Origin of the sequence: Neptuniibacter sp. QD72_48 (genome assembly GCF_047778065.1) — a bacterium.
In the GTDB taxonomy this organism is placed as follows: Bacteria; Pseudomonadota; Gammaproteobacteria; order Pseudomonadales; family Balneatricaceae; genus Neptuniibacter.
In genome coordinates this window covers 79,506-98,282 of record NZ_CP180547.1, presented here as the reverse complement: position 1 = coordinate 98,282, position 18,777 = coordinate 79,506, and the positions used below count along the sequence as shown (strand labels likewise).

Genomic DNA, 18,777 nt, shown 5'->3' with positions numbered 1-18,777 from the left:
GCTCTTCCAGTCAGCAGAATATTTTTCACTTAATAAGAGTAATTCATGTTGTGGGCACCTAACCCTCCAACCACCGCTAACTCAACTACACTAGAAGAGCTAAGCTGTCGAAAATAGAAAATGTTTCTTTATCTTCTGGTGGGTCAATGTGGTTGTATGAACAAGAAACGAAGCTCTGATAAGCACGTTATTTCTAGCCGATTAGGCAAAAGAATAGCGATTCTTATTTTATTATTTAGCTCCTGCTTCACACTCATAAGTACATCGCTACAGCTAGCACTTGATTACCGTGCAGATATCAACCGTATCGAGCAGCAATTTAATATAATTCAAGCTTCTTATCTTAATGCCATCACTTTAAGCGTATGGTCATACGATGATTCTCAACTTAAGACTCAACTATTAGGTCTCAGTCAGCTTCCTGATATTGAATATGTGGCGATTAAAGTCGAAGACAAAACATCTTGGGAGGCCGGCGCAGCCAAATCAAGCGCTTCTAGAATTGTAGAATTCCCGCTTATTTATAACGCAAGTAAATTGCCAGATAGGCAGATAGGAACCCTATTGGTAACTGCCAGTATAGATAATGTCTATAAGCGATTAATTAATAAAGCAGGTGTGATACTAGTCAGTAACGGAATTAAAACCTTTTTAGTATCAGGTTTTATTCTCTTACTCATTTGGTTTTTGATCGCCAAACACTTGAAAAAAATATCAGAGTACATCGCCTCTTTGAATTTCAATAAACTATCAGAGCCGCTTCAACTGGATAAGAAAGAAATCGTCGACAAACCTGATGAGATCGATACTGTCTCCCATACCATCAATTATATGCGCAAGAGCCTACACGACTCTTACCAGAGACAACAAAAGCTATTAGAGGAAAGAAACGCCCTATTAGATAACGAGATTAAGCACAAATTACAGTTAGAGGACAAAGTAGCAGAACGTACCAAGTTACTCGAAGAGTCAATGGATGACTTACGTTCAACACAAAATCGCTTAATTGAAACCGAAAAAATGGCAGCCTTAGGCAACCTCGTAGCTGGAGTCGCTCATGAAATTAATACCCCAATAGGTATCTGCCTTACAGCGATAGGCGTGCAAGAAGATCATTGCAGAGCCATTCGTAATAGCATCGCCAAGCAAGCACTGACCCAAAAAGAGTTAGATGATTTTTTACATGACATAGAAGAATCTAACAAACTGTTCTCTAGCAGCATTATTAAATCCAGCGAGCTGATCTCTAACTTTAAGCTTATCGCTACAGATCAAAGACAAGAAGAGAAGTACGAGTTCAATCTCAATGAGTACTTAACCAACTCATTACAAACGATGCAGTTTCAATTAAAAGAAAAGAAAATCACCTGCACTCTAAATATACCCGAGGATATCTATTCTAATAGTTACCCCGGCGCTTACCATCATATATTAAGTAACTTAATCAATAATTCCATTATTCATGGATTTTCGAATAACGAAGGCAATATAACAATTGATGCCCGTAAAGAAGATGATTTTATAATTTTAACCTACCATGATAATGGTCGCGGCTTGTCGCAATATGAAGCCCAAAATCTATTCGAACCATTCTTTACAACTAAACGAGGCAAGGGTGGTATAGGGCTTGGAATGACTATTGTTTACAATGTGGTGTCGCAGCTTCTTCAAGGGGAGATAAAAATAATTAATCAAAGCGAACCAGGCTTCCACATTGAGATTAAGTCTCCAGTTAATGTGAACGAAGACGCTAAAAAAGATGATTCATTAACTAAAACATAAACAACGTTATTCAATTTTAAATTCGATTTTCTCCCAATCTGACACCCCGTATTTCTCTAATATTTTTGCAAGTGTTCCATCATTTCTCAGCTCGACAACCCCTTGATCATAGATCTCTCCCACCAAAGCAACTCTATCCCTTTCAGAAAACTTCGGTGTTAACCCAAGCCATACGTTGTTCATTTTTATACAGCCTGCTTTTTTAATTTTTCCTTTCCATATTGGGTGCTGCTTTAAATAAAATTCGGTTACGTTGAAATCATTCACAAAGGTATCAATCCTACCTGAATCCAGCATTTTAAAAGCCCGATCCATATAATCATCCGTCAAACTAATATGGTAAAAGTAATCCTGATTTTTTGGATCATTAATATAGGCATGATCTTCCCCCATCCCCGCATCTTTGATAAGTGCGGTTTGCCGAGTACTTAAAGAGGTTGCCCCTTTATATACCCACGAGTCCTCCTTTTTCGTGTAATAACAATAAGCGTAGGAGCCCGTAGGCTCCTTAGAGAAATAGAAGTGAGAAGCTTCACCATGCTGAGACGGATTCAACAAGCCTGTAAACTCACCATCTGAGGTCCGTTGTAAACCACGACTCCAAGGCATTAGATAGAAATTAACTTTGATGTTCTTTCTCGAAAAAATTTCACCTATTACCTCTGGAATATAGCCTTCCCCGATACCGCAATTACCGGTAAAAGGGCACCAATCAGACATAGCTATATTTATTGGCTTTTCGATCAGGATTTCTTCGGCGCTAGCCAAAGGCGAAAAAAAACACGTTACTGTAAGGAGAGCATGAAAGCCCTGCTTAATATGATTATCAACAAGCATGATGGATGACTCCAACCAACCGTATCGATATCAATCTAGTACATAATTTTAAGAATCAACAACTGGAGATTTATTTGTGACCTCGTAAAAAGGACTTCACTAATCCATTTAAAAACGCATCAGGTATAATGGCGCAAAAATTATCCATCTCGTCGTCATTCAGGAAGAAAGCTGATGTATAAACTTCTTATTACTCTACTAATCACTACCCTGCCGTCCGCCGCCTTCGCACATTGTGCAGCGCAAGCGGATGACGCCCTTGAAAAACTGCGCAATGCTCAGGATTCAATCAACGATGCTTACGATCTGTATGATGCAGGGGAATACGATAGAGCCAGAACCAAAGCAGTCCGTGCAAAAGATAAAATTTGGGAGGGCCAAGTCGTTTTTGAAGCCATGCGTGATAGGGGTGTATGTGATTGGGAAGGCCCTAGTTTGAGCGAAGTGAATGAAATTATTGGCTATACAAAGATATCTCAGGACCAAGCTAGGTGCGTCGTTTTTCTATCCAATATGGATAAAAGCCGAGCAGCCTTAAACAATATCTACAAATCAGTCACTGCTGAAGATCGCCAAAAATACACCAACTCAGTTCTTAAAAATGGCAAAAAAGCGTTGGGCGTGTGTGAAGACCGTTTGCACAAATACATAAACAAGACCATCACTTACCATAAGAGTTAAGCTACGGGGTGTAATAACTGCGTTATTACACCCTACTTACGACAGAACTTATCTATTTGCGCTTCGTTTAAACCAAAACTAAATTTCACGCCGTAATGGTCAGAAAGGAATGGTGCTTTTTCCAATCTGAGCTGGGCCACAAGGGTATATTTCTGCTCTAAAGCGTTTGGGGTATTCAGATACACTCGATCAAGCCGCCGACTATCTTCAAACCAAAATTTGGTTTGCTGAGCCCATAAGTTCAGCTCGACATCGTATGTTGGGGTGTTGATCCACTCATCGGAGTTTGCAGCATCATAGAATGAATGAAGAGTAGCATTCTCTTCTATAGCCTTATTCCCAAAATTAAAGTCCCCCGCCAAAATCGCCAGATGATCCGATGGAAGCGCTTCGACGACTTTCTGAATCTGTTCGACTCTGAGTTCAGAACTGTCTAGTGGGCTTTCAAGGTGCAGATTAGCGACGACTACATCACAGTTATCACTCGTTTTCAGGTGGACCATCAAAGCCTTGCGGCCCATAGCAGAAGTTAGGTTTATGACCTCATGGTATTGAGGCTGAACCTTAGTGAGGGTTACGTTTTGGTATCTGCTTATCTGTGATGAAAAGCTAACATGGTAGCGTTCGTTTAATCGGTGTTTTTCTAACAAACCGATGAACTTGGGAGTCACTTCCTGAAGGGCAACAATATCAGCATTCTGTTGGTATATTTCATCCAGAATCAATGGATACCGGCGTTGACCACTGCGGTCATCAAACCACACATTCCATGTCAAAATACTTAGCTTATGGTTATCAGCTTGGACTGGAAATGCCTGAGAGAACAACGCCAAGCCCAGCAGTTTGATTACACTCTTCATTTTTGAGATTCCACATCGAAATGATGCCTTGAGCGTGAGCCAGAACAGGAAGCTGAAGCAATAATGAGAAACATGTAAGGCGCAATACGCTTTGCTATTGCACCTTACTGAAGCGAAATAGCTTAGTGGTTTTCAGCCGCAGCTTTCTCTTTTTCAGCTGCAATGTGTTCGATATGCTGGTCGAAGTTTTCGTTTAGCATTTCGTTAAAGTGGCCGGTATACCAATCTACTGCGTCTTTCTTTTCAGCCGCTAGATCGCTTGAACGATATGCTACTTCGTGGGAGCTAAAACGTGCTGCAGCGTAACGAATAGCTGCACCTACATCTTCAAGTTCTTTACCTTCAGCAGTCAACATACGGTTAGCCAGATCGATAAACTCGTCTGCCATTTTATACGTATCCATCGCCTTTTCTTTTTGACTCATACAGCACCACCCTATTCAAAAACTGTTAGGGCAATAACCCGCCCCATTACAAAAGAGCTCAACTGTACAATAGGTAAGGTGCAATAGCGAAGCGTATTGCACCAATGGCTAAGATGTTAAGCAGTGATTAGAGCATCTCAACCGCGACCGCTGTCGCTTCGCCACCGCCAATGCAAAGCGAGGCGATACCGCGCTTCAGGCCTTTCTGTTTCAGCGCATGCAGCAGCGTCACCATAATGCGGGAGCCACTTGAACCGATCGGGTGACCCAGTGCACACGCCCCACCACGGACATTCACTTTGTCAGCATCAAGCCCTAGTTCGGTGATCGCCAGCATAGAAACCACAGCAAAGGCTTCGTTGATCTCAAATAGATCCACGTCCTCTTTCGACCAACCCGCTTTATCCAACGCTTTCTGGATCGAACCGATCGGTGCAATGGTAAATTCAGCAGGCAGCTGTGCATGTGTGGAGTGAGCCACGATTTTAGCTAGCGGAGATAGACCACGGGCTTTTGCCTCAGACTCTTTCATTAGCAACAGCGCTGAACCGCCATCGGAGATCGAGCTGGAGTTCGCAGCTGTCACCGTGCCATCTTTTTTGAAGGCCGGTTTTAAGCTGCGGATCTTATCAATTCGAGCATTACCCGGCTGTTCATCGGTATCGACAACCACTTCGCCTTTACGGGTTTTAATCGTTACGGGTGCGATCTCTTCGGCAAACTCACCGGCTTCAATTGCAGCAATCGCTTTTTCTAGAGAACCGATCGCAAAGTCGTCCATCGCTTCACGAGTGACGTTGAAGTCGTCGGCACTCTTTTGTGCAAACGAGCCCATTAAGCCGCCTTCATAAGCGTCCTCTAAACCATCGAAGAACATATGATCGATCACCTTACCGTGACCCATACGCATGCCTTCACGGGCTTTTGGCAATAGATACGGAGACTGACTCATGTTCTCCATGCCACCAGCGACCATGATAGAAGCGGAGCCCGCTAAGATTTGATCATGAGCCAACATCACCGCCTTCATACCGGAGCCACACATCTTATTGATGGTGGTACAACCGGCAGCATCAGGAATACCTGCAGCACGTGATGCTTGTCGAGCAGGCGCCTGACCTAAACCAGCAGGCAAAACACAGCCCATCACCACTTCATCGACATCATCCGCAGCAACACCTGCACGCTCAATTGCAGCTTTGATCGCAGTAGCACATAGATCGGGAGCGCGAACATCGCTTAACGATCCCATCATGCCACCCATTGGGGTACGCGCGGCACTTACAATAACGACTGCATCCTGACTCATATTTCCACCTTCATTACTTTCTAATATTGACGTTAACGTCAACTTGTAGAGACAAAAAAGGGGATCGTATAAATCCCCTTTGGTTTAAGTTTAGCTAAAGTTCTTTTTCATGAATTTCTGCACTTCACCAACAATACCGCTACGGAACGCTAGTACGCAGATCACGAAGATAAAGCCCATGATGATGTGGATGTAGTTACCCAACTCACCACCGGACAAGTAGTTCTGAATAGTTACAACCGCACCGGCACCTACGATTGGACCAAAGATCGTGCCCATACCGCCTAGCAAGGTCATCAACACCACCTCACCGGACATATGCCAATGAGCATCGGTCAGAGAAGCCAGCTGGAACACTAAGGTTTTCGTCGAACCGGCAAGCCCTGCTAGTGCAGCCGAGATTACAAATGCAGCCCATTTGTAGTCATTAACGTTGTAACCAAGAGATACCGCACGCGCTTCGTTTTCACGGATCGCTTTAAGGATTTGACCAAACGGTGAGTGGATCGTGCGATTTACCAACCAGAAACCAAACAGGAAGATGGCAAACACGAAGTAATACATACTCATGTTATCGCTCAGGTCAATAAACCCGAACAGATGTCCACGAGGAACGCCCTGCATTCCATCTTCACCACCGGTAAACGGTGCTTGTAGGTAAACGAAGAAAGCTAACTGCGCTAACGCCAGCGTGACCATGGCAAAGTAGATACCTTCACGTTTCACCGCCAACTTGCCATATACAGCACCCAGTAAAGCCGCTGCTAAGGTTCCACCCAACACACCTAACTCGGGTGTCACACCGGTTTCCATCATCAAATAACCGGTAATGTAGCCGCCGGTTCCTAAGAACGCAGCGTGGCCGAAAGAGAGCAAACCCACATAACCCAACAACAGGTTAAATGCGCAAGCGAACAGTGCGAAACAGAGCACTTTCATAACAAACACAGGGTAAAGCACGTAAGGAGCAATCAATCCAAGGACGACCAGTGCAATCATTGTTTTACTTATTTTCATCGTCACGTCTCCTAGGCTTCTTTACCAAATAAGCCCGCAGGCTTGGTTAGCAATACAATCACCATCACCGCAAAAATAACGGTGGTCGAGGCTTCGGGGTAAAAGTACTTCGTCAGGCCTTCCACAACCCCCATACCTAAACCGGTCAGGATTGCGCCACCGATCGATCCCATACCGCCAATTACCACGATGGCGAATACTACGATCAGCATGTTGGAACCCATATCGGGTGATACCGAATACACCGGCGCGGCCATGACACCGGCAAAGCCAGCTAAGCCGACACCAAAACCAAAGGTCAGAGTGACAATCAAAGGTACGTTGATACCAAATGCCTGCATCAACTGCGGGTTCTCAGTACCTGCACGCAGGTAGGCACCCAGCTTTGTTTTCTCAATCATGTACCAAGTACCGGCGCAGACAATGATCGACGCGATAATGATCCAAGCACGATAATTTGGCAGATACATAAATGGCAGACGGTTACCGCCTTTCAGCTCTTCTGGAATTGCATAGGACATACCCGAGGAACCAAACAGGTGGGTAAACGCCCCCTGAAGAATCAGCGCTAAACCGAAGGTCAGCAGCAAACTGTAGAGGTGATCCTCATTGGCAATTGGACGCAGCAGAAAACGCTCCATCAAAATGCCGATAAAGCCCACGGCGATCGGAACGAGAATTAGCGCGACCCAATAGTTAATGCCCATATAGTTAAGAGCCATCCACGCAAAGAAAGCACCCAGCATATAGAGCGCGCCCTGCGCGAAGTTAATGATTTTTAACAGTCCGAAAATAATTGCTAAACCCAGACTGAGTAATGCATAGAATGAGCCGTTAATCAGGCCCACCAGCAATTGACCAAATAGGCCAAAGAGATTTATATCGAGGAATGTTGCCATAACTCTCCACCCCTAACCGGCAACTGCGCCACAGATACATTTGTAGCTAACCGGTACTTACAATCCGCTAAGAGAGCTATATAGAACTACGAATAGCTCAAAACTCTGACTTACTGTGAGAGAGGCGAAAGCCGCCCCCCTCGTCATACAAGCGCCTTATTTGGCAGCCAGGAAGTTACACTTATCCATCATCGGACCAAATGCTTCTTCACCTGGGATAACCTGCTCAATTGCGAAGATATCGTCTTCGTTTTTACGCTCTTTGGATGTTTTGATACGTACCTGATACATGTCATGCACCATACGACCATCCGCACGTAGATGAGCGTTACGCGCGAAGAAATCGTTCGGCTTGTTCGCCTTCATCTTCGCCATTACCGCATCAGCATCATCCGTACCCGCTTCTTTGATCGCGTTTAGGTAGTGCATCGTCATAGAGTAAGCACCCGCCTGACCCATTGCTGGGATAGAGCCGTGACGCTCTTTAAAGCGTTTAGACCAAGCACGTGTTTCATCATCCATATCCCAGTAGAAACCTGTTGTTAGTTTCATACCGCCAGAAATTTCTGGATCTAGCGCTTTCGCGTTGTGAGTAAATACCAACAAACCTGCAACATCAGTTGTTTCAGTTAGACCGAACTCAGCTGCTGTTTTTAGGGAGTTAACGAAATCAGCACCCGCATTGGCTAGCGCCACTACGTCTGCGCCTGAAGATTGCGCCTGAAGAACGTAAGAGGAGAAGTCGGTTGTACCTAGTGGAGCACGCACGGCGCCTACCACTTCACCGCCATTAGAGTTAATTACGCCGGTTGCTACTTTCTCTAGGGCATGACCGAAAGCGTAGTCCGCGGTGATGAAGAACCACTTCTTCTTACCTGCAGCTACCATTGGTTTTACCGTACCGTTAGCTAGCGCAACTACGTTGTAAGTCCAGTGAGCGTTGTAAGGTGAGCACGCCTTAGTGGTGAACGCATGAGATGCAGAAGTAGCGATCAGAGCAACTTTTTTGTTGTCTGTTAGCACTTTAGTTACCGCACCTGTTACTGAAGAAGCTACCAGACCTGTAACTGCATCAACGCCTTGGCTTTCTACCCATTCACGCGCTTTTGCAGAACCGATATCTGGTTTGTTCTGGTCGTCGGCACTTACCACTTCAATTGGTTTACCTAGCACCGTACCGCCAAAATCTTCAACCGCCATCTCTACTGCTGTAACACAGCCTGCACCACAGATATCAGCATAAACACCGCCCATATCGGCTAGTACACCGATTTTGACTTTGTCGTCTGATACACCTGCCGCTTGCACCCCTGTTACTGCGAATGTAGAGGCAATTGCCGCTGTCAGCAGAGATTTCTTCATTGATTTCATCGCATTTTCTCCCGATAGAGTTTTTTATTTTTATTCAAAGTTTGATGCTTTGTGGTTTAACCCAGCACATCTTCGGGTCATTCACTTAGCCTCTGGACATTCAGGAACCTAAGCGCAGGCCTGTAAAAGGCTTATTCATAGGCTCCTCAAGGCTGTTAAACACCTAAATAGGTATTTAGTAATTCTGTTTTCTCGGCCAGCTCATGTTTGTGAACTTCTTCCACGATATGACCGTGTTCCATCACGTAATGACGATCCGCAATCGGTGCAGCAAAACGGAAGTTCTGCTCTACCAACAAGATGGTCAATCCGCGTTCTTTTAACTTGGTTAGAACCTCACCCAACTTCTGCACAATCACCGGCGCTAAACCTTCGGTGATCTCGTCGAGCAACAAGATATTTGCGCCCGAACGCAAGATACGAGCTAAAGCCAACATCTGCTGTTCACCACCAGATAGGCGTGTGCCTTGGCTGGTTCGGCGTTCGTAAAGATTGGGGAAGATTTCATAGATCTCTTCGACACTCATGCCGTCACTGCGCACAGTCGGCGGCAGCATCAGGTTTTCTTCCACGTTTAAACTGGAAAAAATACCGCGCTCTTCCGGGCAGAAGCCCATACCTAAATGCGCGATTTTGTGCGCCGGCATATCGATGGTTTCGCGACCATTGACGTTGATACTGCCACTACGACGACCCACCATATTCATGATCGAACGCAACGTAGTTGAACGGCCTGAGCCATTACGACCCAATAGGGTTACTAGCTCGCCCTGCATCACGTGCATATCGATGCCATGCAGAATGTGAGATTCACCATAGAAAGAGTGCAGGTCACTGATACGGAGTTTTTCGTTGCCACCTAAGCTCATGCCACAACCTCCTCTTTCTCAGGGGCTGTTTCAGCAGGCTTAGCAGCTTCTGGTTCTTCATCCGCAGCAACGCCCAGATACGCTTCTTTAACGCGTGGGTCGGCTGATACCGTGGCGTAATCACCTTCAGTAAGAATCGCGCCACGCTGCAGAACAGAGATGCGGTCCGCCAGTTTGGAAACCACATGCAGGTTATGCTCAACCATCAAAATGGTGCGATCTTTAGAGACCTGTTTGATCAGGTCCGACACCACTTCAACATCTTCGTGACCCATACCCTGAGTCGGTTCATCCAATAACATCAGTTCTGGATCTAGGGCTAATGTGGTTGCGATCTCCAAAGCACGTTTACGACCATAAGGCTGATCGACAGTCACGGAGTTCGCATGGTCTTGTAGACCTACCGACTCCAGCAGTTCCATCGCACGGCCATTAAGCTTGTCTAAGACTTTGTCAGACTTCCAAAAATGAAAGCTGTTGCCCTCTTTACGTTGAAGGGCAATACGGACGTTCTCCAACACCGTTAGGTGTGGAAACACCGCAGAGATCTGGAAAGAACGGATCACCCCTTTACGTGCGATCTCGGCGGAACGCATCTGGGTGATATCTTCGCCATTAAAAAGAATTTGACCGGACGTTGGGATTAAAAATTTGGTCAACAAATTAAATACGGTCGTCTTACCGGCACCATTAGGCCCGATCAAGGCGTGAATGCTGCCACGCTCGACGTTCAAATTGACCTTATCTACCGCAGTAAAGCCTTTAAACTCTTTAATCAAATCTGAGGTTTGCAGTACATAATCGACACTCATGCAGACTCTGATCCTCGCTGTTTTTTATTTTTATTTAACCAGCGCAACAACCTAAAAATACGGCTAAATGCTGATAAGCTGTCGCCCAACCTAGCAATTACCCCTACATAAAATCCAGTACAACTTTAGTCGTAGTCGCACTGCAAAAAACGATAGACTTACGATTTAGTTTATATTTTTCAGCAACTTACAAAAGCGGTTAAAATATTTACAAAAATACAGGAATTCCTTTATTGACCTTTACGTGAACGTAAACTTTGCTTAATCTGTAAAGAGTTAAAAACAGCGGATTTTTATGAATAGCAAACAGACTTATTCCATCAGCGAGCTAGCGAAAGAGTTCGCGTTAACCACGCGAAGCATCCGTTTCTATGAGGATCAGCAGCTGCTCTTTCCTACCCGACGTGGGCAGACACGTATCTACAGCACACAAGATCGCGTGCGCTTAAAGCTGATACTGCGCGGTAAACGTCTTGGGTTCTCACTAGCGGAAACCCGAGAGCTTTTTGCGCTGTGGGATGAAACGCTGACAGGAAGTGAAAAGCAGCTAACTCTGCTGTTAGAAAAAATTAATGAAAAGCGTTCGGAGCTGGAACAACAGCTTCAAGATATCGCGATTTTGCAGCAGGAGTTAGATAACGCAGAACTCCGCTGCCATGAAACATTGCTCGAACTAAAACAAAAACAACAAAGAGCCGGTTAATCGATTCAGCCTTTACTTGATCCTTAAGTGATCTGTGGATAAATCGACACGCCGGTAACAAGGGTACGACTATGATCTCACAGTATTCCAGCCTGAATTTTGGCCTTGGTGAAACATTAGATATGTTGCGTGAGCAAATAAACCATTTTGCTGCACAAGAGATAGCGCCAAGAGCGGAACAGATCGATAAGGATAATGAGTTTCCTCAGGATCTATGGCGTAAGTTCGGTGATATGGGGCTGCTCGGTATCACGGCTAAAGAGGAATATGGCGGTGTCGATATGGGCTATTTGGCTCATGTGATCGCCATGGAAGAGATCAGCCGTGCCTCCGCGTCCGTTGCCCTCTCTTACGGTGCGCACTCCAATCTGTGTGTTAACCAGATTCATCGCAACGGTACCGAAGAGCAAAAGCAAAAATATCTGCCGAAATTGATCAGCGGTGAACATGTGGGTGCATTGGCGATGTCTGAGCCCAATGCGGGTTCTGATGTGGTCTCCATGAAGCTGCATGCCCGCGATAATGGCGATCACTACCTGCTGAACGGCAACAAGATGTGGATCACCAATGGCCCCGACGCCAATACTTATGTGATCTATGCCAAGACCGAACCCAACGCTGGTGCTAAAGGGATTACCGCGTTTATCGTCGAACGCGATTATCCAGGTTTCTCACGTCACCAGAAGCTCGACAAACTAGGTATGCGCGGCTCAAACACCTGTGAACTGGTTTTCGAAGATTGCCCAGTACCTAAAGAGAACATCTTAGGTGAACTCAACGGCGGTACCCGCGTACTGATGAGCGGTTTGGATTACGAGCGCTTAGTGTTAGCCGGTGGCCCCTTGGGGATTATGGCTGCAGCGATGGATATTGCAGTCCCTTACATTCGTGATCGTAATCAGTTTGGCCAAGCGATCGGCGAGTTCGAACTTGTACAAGGCAAGATCGCCGATATGTACACCCTGATGAATACCAGCAAGGCCTATACCTACAGCGTTGCCCAAGCAGCAATGCGTGGTGAACCCAGCCGAAAAGATTGCGCTGGGGTGATCCTTTACACCGCCGAAACCGCAACCAAAATGGCGCTGGATGCGATCCAGCTCTTGGGCGGTAACGGTTATATCAATGAATTTCCAACCGGCCGTTTACTCCGTGATGCCAAGCTCTACGAGATAGGAGCAGGTACCTCAGAGATACGCCGAATGCTTATCGGTCGTGAGCTGTTTATGAATAAGTAAGCCATCAACAGGCGACTAGGAGACTATCTATGGCTGTTCTGCACACAACAATAAATACACAGGCAGAGTCATTTAAAGCCAACCAACGCGAAATGCGCGCGGCGGTGGCTGATCTAAAAGATAAAATTGCAGTAATCGCACAAGGCGGTGGCCCTGAGTATCAGGAGCGCCACAGAGCACGCGGTAAGTTACTGGCGCGCGAGCGTATCGATCAACTATTAGACCCGGGTTCTGCCTTTTTAGAGATAGGCCAACTCGCGGCTTATCAGGTTTACGAAGATAACATTCCGGCAGCAGGAGCCGTCGCCGGTATCGGCCAAGTGTGCGGCCAAGACTGCATGATTATAGCCAATGATGCCACGGTCAAAGGCGGTACTTACTTCCCTCTGACGGTGAAAAAACATCTGCGTGCGCAAGAGATCGCAGAGATGAACAATCTGCCCTGCATCTACTTGGTTGATTCTGGTGGCGCCAACCTGCCTCAACAGGATGAAGTATTTCCCGATCGTGATCATTTCGGCCGCATCTTCTACAACCAAGCACGGATGTCAGCCAAAGGTATCCCGCAAATTGCCGTCGTTATGGGGTTATGCACCGCCGGTGGCGCTTATGTGCCAGCCATGGCTGATGAATCCATCATCGTCCGTGATCAAGGTACGATCTTCTTAGCCGGTCCTCCCTTGGTTAAAGCTGCCACAGGTGAAGTCGTCACCGCCGAAGCACTTGGTGGTGCCGATGTGCACTGTAAGGTCTCTGGGGTCGCCGATTATTACGCCGACAACGATGCCCATGCACTGCAACTCGCCAGACGCTGTATCGCCAATAGCAACCGCGTTAAACAAACCAACGTGCAACTACAAACACCGCAGCCTCCGCTTTATAACGAGGAGGAGATCTATGGCGTGGTCGGTACCGATCTGAAAAAGCCGTTTGATGTCCGCGAGGTGATTGCCCGAATCGTCGATGGCTCGAACTTCGATGAATTTAAGCAGCAATTTGGCACAACCTTAGTAACAGGTTTTGCGCATATTTGCGGCTATCCTGTCGGCATCATCGGCAATAACGGGATTTTATTCAGCGATTCCGCTCAAAAAGGCGCGCACTTTATCGAACTCTGCTGCCAACGCAAGATTCCACTACTGTTCTTGCAGAATGTCACCGGTTTTATGGTGGGCGAGAAAGCCGAATCCGAAGGGATCGCCAAACACGGTGCCAAAATGGTGACCGCCGTGGCGTGTGCCAACGTGCCTAAAATCACCGTTCTCATTGGTGGCTCTTTTGGTGCAGGCAACTACGGTATGTGTGGTCGTGGTTATAGCCCTAATTTCCTGTGGATGTGGCCTAACGCCCGTATCTCGGTGATGGGTGGCGAGCAAGCCGCAGGGGTTTTATCCACAGTTAAACGCGACCAACTTGAGCGTAAAAATCAAACTTGGAGCGCCGAAGAAGAGGCAGACTTTAAGAAGCCGATTATCGAGAAATATGAGCAACAAGGTCACCCCTATTACGCCAGTGCACGACTCTGGGATGACGGTGTGATCGATCCCGCTCAAACCCGTGAAGTGGTTGCAATGAGCCTATCAGCAGCCCTCAATCAGCCAATTGAAGACAGTAAATTTGGCATCTTCCGGATGTAAGGAGGCGACTATGACTAAGCCAGTAGTGTTATTGAATAAAGCCCAAGGTGTAGCGCATCTCGTGATTAACAAACCTGAAGTGCATAACGCTTTTGACGATCAGATCATCTCGCAATTATTAGGCCATCTAGAGGCCTGTGATAAAGACCCAGAGGTACGGGTTTTGGTGCTGCGGTCTGAAGGTAAGAACTTTTCATCTGGTGCCAATCTTGGCTGGATGAAGCGTATGGCTAAGAACAGCTACGACGACAACTTTGATGATGCCAAACAGTTAGCCGCTTTGATGCATCAACTGGATACTCTCAGCAAACCTACGATCTGCCTAGTACAAGGTGCAGCTTACGGTGGTGCGGTAGGTTTAGCTGCATGCTGTGATTTTGTGATCGCCACCGAACAGAGTCAGTTCTGCCTAAGTGAGGTCAAAATTGGCCTGATCCCCGCAGTGATCTCGCCTTATGTGATCCGAGCTATGGGCTCAAGGCAGGCTCGACGCTATATGATCAGCGCCGAATCCTTTTCTGCCTGCGATGCCCATCATTACGGTCTGGTTCACCAAGTCGTGGCCACAACCGAGCTGCTCGATGATAGCTGCCACCAATTGATCAATCAGTTGCTGCAAAACAGCCCGTTGGCGATGGCCGCTGCCAAACATTTAGTCGCTGCCGTCAGTGATAGTCATATCGATATTCATCTGATCACCGACACAGCCAGACGGATCGCCGAGATAAGAGTCAGTCCCGAAGGACAAGAGGGCCTGAGCGCCTTTTTAGAAAAACGAAAGCCAGAGTGGGTAGAGTCATGAGCGAAACACAATCGACGGCACTACCACGCAAAATCTTAATCGCTAACCGCGGTGAGATCGCCTGTCGTGTAATTAAAACGGCACAGCGCTTAGGTATCCGCTGTGTTGCGGTTTACTCTGAAGTGGATGCCAAGGCTAAGCATGTTCAGATGGCTGATGAGGCCTATCTACTTGGCCCCGCACCTAGTGCTGAGAGTTATCTTCGCACCGATAAAATCCTAGAGATCTGCCGTACAGCCGGTATTGAAGCGGTACACCCAGGCTATGGTTTTCTGTCGGAGAATGCTGAGTTTGCGACTGAGTTGGAACGTCACGGAATTACCTTTATCGGCCCACCAGCCAGCGCAATCACCTCTATGGGCTCTAAGTCCGCGGCCAAAGCGATTATGTCGAAAGCCGATGTACCTTTGGTTCCGGGTTACCACGAAGACGATCAAGATCCACAGCGCCTAAAACAAGCGTCGATAGACTGCGGTTATCCACAGCTGCTAAAAGCGGTGGCTGGCGGTGGTGGTAAAGGGATGCGTGTGGTTCGCTCTGTGGATGAATTCGATAGCGCCCTACAAGCCGCGCAGCGAGAAGCGCAAAACTCTTTTGCTAACCCCGATATGTTGATTGAGCGCTATCTGGAGCAGCCACGTCATATCGAAGTGCAGGTCTTTTGTGATCAGCATGGTAATGGTGTTTATCTGGCCGATCGCGATTGCTCTATCCAGCGTCGTCATCAGAAGATCATAGAGGAAGCACCCGCCCCTAATTTAGCGGACGAAACCCGCAAGGCCATGGGTGAAGCGGCTGTCCGCGCCGCTCAAGCAATCGATTATGTCGGCGCAGGTACAGTCGAGTTTTTATACGACACCGACGGTTCATTCTATTTTATGGAGATGAACACTCGTCTTCAGGTAGAGCACCCTGTGACTGAGTACGTCACCGGCGTCGACCTCGTAGAGTGGCAATTGGCAATCGCAGCAGGTGCACAGCTTCCGCTGACTCAAGATCAGATCAAAGCTAAGGGGCATGCGATCGAAACCCGTATCTACGCCGAAGACCCTGCGCAAGATTTTCTGCCGGCGACAGGCACTTTAAAATACTTATCCACACCCGAAGAATCCGACTGCGTCCGCATCGACAGTGGTGTCCGCAACGGTGATGAGGTCAGCCCATATTATGACCCTATGATCGCGAAGCTGATTGTTTGGGGTGAAGATCGCAATGCCGCAATTTTGCGTCTGAATCGAGCATTATCGGAATACCGTATTGCCGGTTTAAAAACCAATCTGAAGTTCTTAAGAGATCTAGCATCAGAACAACCTTTTGCAGATCTCGACTTGGATACCGGTTTTATCGAACGCCACTACGATCTGCTCTTTGCCGAGCCAGTCATAGACAGCTCACTCTATCTCGCCATCGCAGCGAGTCTGTTTGGACAGTTAGAAACACCAGATCACTCTGATAACCATGCTCACCCTTCTCCGTTTACGGCATTGCGTAACTGGCGCTTGAATATCCCGTCTATTCGAACACTGCAGCTACAGCAGGGTGAAGCAATCCATGACATAAATATCGAACAACGGGCAGAGACAGAGCTCGTTACAATTGATGAGCATCAGTACTCCATCAGCCTAACGCAACAGGATGATCAGCTTCGGGTTCAAGTTGATGATCAACAGCTACAGATGCACTTTTTCCGTGATGGTAATGAGCTTCACCTGTTTCATCACGACCTCTGCTTCCAATGCCGTTTGCATCAAACCACGCACGTTTCTGAGCAAGGGAAAACCGATCACTCTCTCACCGCACCCATGAACGGTGTCGTCGTTGAGGTTTTAGTTGAACAAGGGCAATCGGTACAAGCCGGCGAAGCCTTAGTGATCATGGAAGCGATGAAGATGGAGCACAGTATCTCAGCACCTCATGCAGGTAAAGTCAGCGAAGTATTCTTTGCCGCAGGAGATCTAGTCGAAGAGGGTGCGGAACTACTCGAGCTGGAATTCTCCGAAGAGGAAGCCGCATCATGACGTTGCCGAAGCAGGTCAAATTAGTCGAGGTAGGGCCTCGGGATGGCTTACAAAATGAGCCCGGCGATATTATCCCGACTGATATTAAGATCGATCTGATCAATGCACTGTCCAGTGCAGGTTTAAGTCATATTGAGGCCACGAGTTTTGTTTCTCCTAAGTGGGTTCCACAAATGGCTGACGCCAGTGCAGTGATGATGGGTATTCAGCGTCATCCAAGCACCACTTATGCGGCACTTACTCCCAACCTAACTGGCTTGAATAAAGCACTCAACACAGAGGTTGATGAAGTTGCGGTATTTACCGCCGCTTCAGAAGCGTTTACTCAAAAGAACATTAACTGCTCCATTGCCGAAAGCTTGGAGCGGTTTGCGCCGCTGATCGAAAAAGCTAACGCCAACAATATCCCTGTCAGAGGGTATGTTTCCACGGTGATGGGTTGTCCTTATACCGGTGAAATATCTGCTGAACAGGTCACGGTTGTCTGTAAAGAGATGATCGAAATGGGCTGCTATGAGATCTCTCTAGGCGACACAATCGGCACCGGTACACCATTGAAGGCTAAAAGGCTGATAGAAGCCGTAACGAAAGAAGTACCCGTTTCAAAATTAGCTGCACACTTTCACGACACCTACGGCCAAGCCCTCGCCAATATCTATGCAGTGCTTGAAGAGGGGATCAGCGTTATTGATACCTCTGTCGCTGGCTTAGGCGGTTGCCCTTATGCCCAAGGAGCATCAGGCAATGTTGCCACCGAAGATGTGCTCTATATGCTCAACGGCCTCGGCATAGAAACCGGCGTGCAACTAGACGAGCTTATAAAAGTGAGCCACTGGATCAGCCAGCAGCTGCAACGCAGTAACGGCTCTAAAGTCGCTCTAGCCCTCACTCCCAAATCATCTATTTGAGAAACAACATGAATCCACAACCGTCACATCTTACGGCGTTAGATCTGCCTGTACCTTCACAAGATCAACTTCCAGAAGTGTTCCAGAAGTACTTCGCTTTATGCGAAGAAAAGCTGGGCTTAATCCCTAACGTGCTGAAAGCTTACAGCCATAACATTGCTCAGCTAGAAGCATTTTCCAGCTTGTATAACGAGTTAATGCTAGGCAAAAGTGGTCTCAGCAATTTGGAAAAAGAGATGATCGCTGTCGCCGTTTCTGCCAGTAACGCCTGCTACTACTGCCAGGTCGCACATGGCGCTGCTGTACGTGAATACTCTCAAGAACCCACCCTCGGTGAACTGCTGGTAATGAACTACCGTGTTGCCGAACTTTCCGAACGACACATCGCTATGCTCGATTTCTCGGTGAAGCTTACCGAATCACCCCATCGCATGAATGAGGATGACCGCCAACAGCTAAGAGAGGTCGGCTTTAGTGATCAAGATATCTGGGATATCGCCAATATCGCAGGCTTCTACAACATGACCAATCGAGTCGCCAGCGCTGTGGATATGCAACCCAATCTGGAATACCACAGCCAGCATCGTTAAAGCTCAGCCTGAAATACAC

General features: G+C 47.1%; 18 protein-coding genes. 9 read left to right on the top strand and 9 right to left on the bottom strand.

Annotation, left to right across the window (positions count from 1 at the left end; translation table 11 throughout):
* The first annotated feature begins 156 nt into the window (after positions 1-156).
* Complete coding sequence (locus ACMXYX_RS00430) at positions 157-1,782, top strand: ATP-binding protein (protein WP_415897263.1); 1,626 nt, start codon at positions 157-159, stop codon at positions 1,780-1,782.
* A 6-nt stretch (positions 1,783-1,788) separates the two neighbouring features.
* Here the strand turns inward: ACMXYX_RS00430 and ACMXYX_RS00425 are convergent, their stop codons facing one another.
* Positions 1,789-2,619, bottom strand: coding sequence for a substrate-binding periplasmic protein (locus ACMXYX_RS00425; protein ID WP_415897262.1), 831 nt, complete (start codon positions 2,617-2,619; stop codon positions 1,789-1,791).
* A gap of 174 nt (positions 2,620-2,793) precedes the next feature.
* Here ACMXYX_RS00425 and ACMXYX_RS00420 point away from each other — a divergent pair, with 174 nt between their 5' ends.
* Entirely contained in the window at positions 2,794-3,300 is a 507-nt protein-coding gene (locus tag ACMXYX_RS00420; protein ID WP_415897261.1) for a hypothetical protein, read from the top strand.
* A 32-nt stretch (positions 3,301-3,332) separates the two neighbouring features.
* On the opposite strand, the gene ACMXYX_RS00415 is transcribed toward ACMXYX_RS00420, so the two are convergent.
* The 8 genes from ACMXYX_RS00415 to ACMXYX_RS00380 all read right to left on the bottom strand — a co-directional run bounded on the left by ACMXYX_RS00415 (position 3,333) and on the right by ACMXYX_RS00380 (position 10,862).
* Positions 3,333-4,160, bottom strand: coding sequence for an endonuclease/exonuclease/phosphatase family protein (locus ACMXYX_RS00415; protein WP_415897260.1), 828 nt, complete (start codon positions 4,158-4,160; stop codon positions 3,333-3,335).
* A 122-nt stretch (positions 4,161-4,282) separates the two neighbouring features.
* A complete protein-coding gene (locus tag ACMXYX_RS00410) occupies positions 4,283-4,585 on the bottom strand; it encodes a DUF3144 domain-containing protein (RefSeq protein ID WP_415883037.1) in 303 nt (100 codons plus the stop codon).
* Positions 4,586-4,712: 127 nt separating this feature from the next.
* On the bottom strand, positions 4,713-5,894 hold the full coding sequence (locus tag ACMXYX_RS00405) for a thiolase family protein (protein WP_415897259.1): 1,182 nt from the start codon (positions 5,892-5,894) through the stop codon (positions 4,713-4,715).
* 90 nt (positions 5,895-5,984) lie between these two features.
* Positions 5,985-6,911: a branched-chain amino acid ABC transporter permease gene (locus ACMXYX_RS00400; protein WP_415883035.1), complete on the bottom strand. Its 927-nt coding sequence runs from the start codon at positions 6,909-6,911 to the stop codon at positions 5,985-5,987.
* 11 nt (positions 6,912-6,922) lie between these two features.
* Positions 6,923-7,810, bottom strand: a complete 888-nt coding sequence (locus ACMXYX_RS00395; RefSeq protein WP_415883034.1) for a branched-chain amino acid ABC transporter permease — start codon at positions 7,808-7,810, stop codon at positions 6,923-6,925.
* Between the two features lie 156 nt (positions 7,811-7,966).
* Positions 7,967-9,181, bottom strand: coding sequence for an ABC transporter substrate-binding protein (locus ACMXYX_RS00390; RefSeq protein WP_415883033.1), 1,215 nt, complete (start codon positions 9,179-9,181; stop codon positions 7,967-7,969).
* A gap of 155 nt (positions 9,182-9,336) precedes the next feature.
* On the bottom strand, positions 9,337-10,050 hold the full coding sequence (locus tag ACMXYX_RS00385) for an ABC transporter ATP-binding protein (RefSeq protein WP_415897258.1): 714 nt from the start codon (positions 10,048-10,050) through the stop codon (positions 9,337-9,339).
* Positions 10,047-10,862, bottom strand: a complete 816-nt coding sequence (locus ACMXYX_RS00380) for an ABC transporter ATP-binding protein (RefSeq protein ID WP_415897257.1) — start codon at positions 10,860-10,862, stop codon at positions 10,047-10,049. The genes ACMXYX_RS00385 and ACMXYX_RS00380 overlap by 4 nt, the downstream gene beginning before the upstream one ends.
* A 295-nt stretch (positions 10,863-11,157) precedes the next feature.
* Here ACMXYX_RS00380 and ACMXYX_RS00375 point away from each other — a divergent pair, with 295 nt between their 5' ends.
* The 7 genes from ACMXYX_RS00375 to ACMXYX_RS00345 all read left to right on the top strand — a co-directional run bounded on the left by ACMXYX_RS00375 (position 11,158) and on the right by ACMXYX_RS00345 (position 18,758).
* Positions 11,158-11,565: a MerR family transcriptional regulator gene (locus ACMXYX_RS00375; protein WP_415886455.1), complete on the top strand. Its 408-nt coding sequence runs from the start codon at positions 11,158-11,160 to the stop codon at positions 11,563-11,565.
* A gap of 71 nt (positions 11,566-11,636) precedes the next feature.
* On the top strand, positions 11,637-12,803 hold the full coding sequence (locus tag ACMXYX_RS00370) for an isovaleryl-CoA dehydrogenase (protein WP_415883029.1): 1,167 nt from the start codon (positions 11,637-11,639) through the stop codon (positions 12,801-12,803).
* A 29-nt stretch (positions 12,804-12,832) separates the two neighbouring features.
* Positions 12,833-14,440: a carboxyl transferase domain-containing protein gene (locus tag ACMXYX_RS00365; protein WP_415897256.1), complete on the top strand. Its 1,608-nt coding sequence runs from the start codon at positions 12,833-12,835 to the stop codon at positions 14,438-14,440.
* A gap of 10 nt (positions 14,441-14,450) precedes the next feature.
* Complete coding sequence (locus tag ACMXYX_RS00360; protein WP_415906365.1) at positions 14,451-15,242, top strand: enoyl-CoA hydratase/isomerase family protein; 792 nt, start codon at positions 14,451-14,453, stop codon at positions 15,240-15,242.
* A complete protein-coding gene (locus ACMXYX_RS00355) occupies positions 15,239-17,260 on the top strand; it encodes an acetyl/propionyl/methylcrotonyl-CoA carboxylase subunit alpha (RefSeq protein WP_415906364.1) in 2,022 nt (673 codons plus the stop codon). The genes ACMXYX_RS00360 and ACMXYX_RS00355 overlap by 4 nt, the downstream gene beginning before the upstream one ends.
* Positions 17,257-18,168 carry a hydroxymethylglutaryl-CoA lyase gene (locus tag ACMXYX_RS00350; protein ID WP_415897254.1) on the top strand — a complete coding sequence of 304 codons (912 nt, stop codon included), beginning with the start codon at positions 17,257-17,259 and terminating at the stop codon, positions 18,166-18,168. Before ACMXYX_RS00355 ends, ACMXYX_RS00350 begins: the two co-directional genes overlap by 4 nt.
* Before the next feature lie 8 nt (positions 18,169-18,176).
* Positions 18,177-18,758, top strand: a complete 582-nt coding sequence (locus tag ACMXYX_RS00345; RefSeq protein WP_415897253.1) for a peroxidase-related enzyme — start codon at positions 18,177-18,179, stop codon at positions 18,756-18,758.
* Positions 18,759-18,777: the final 19 nt, after the last annotated feature.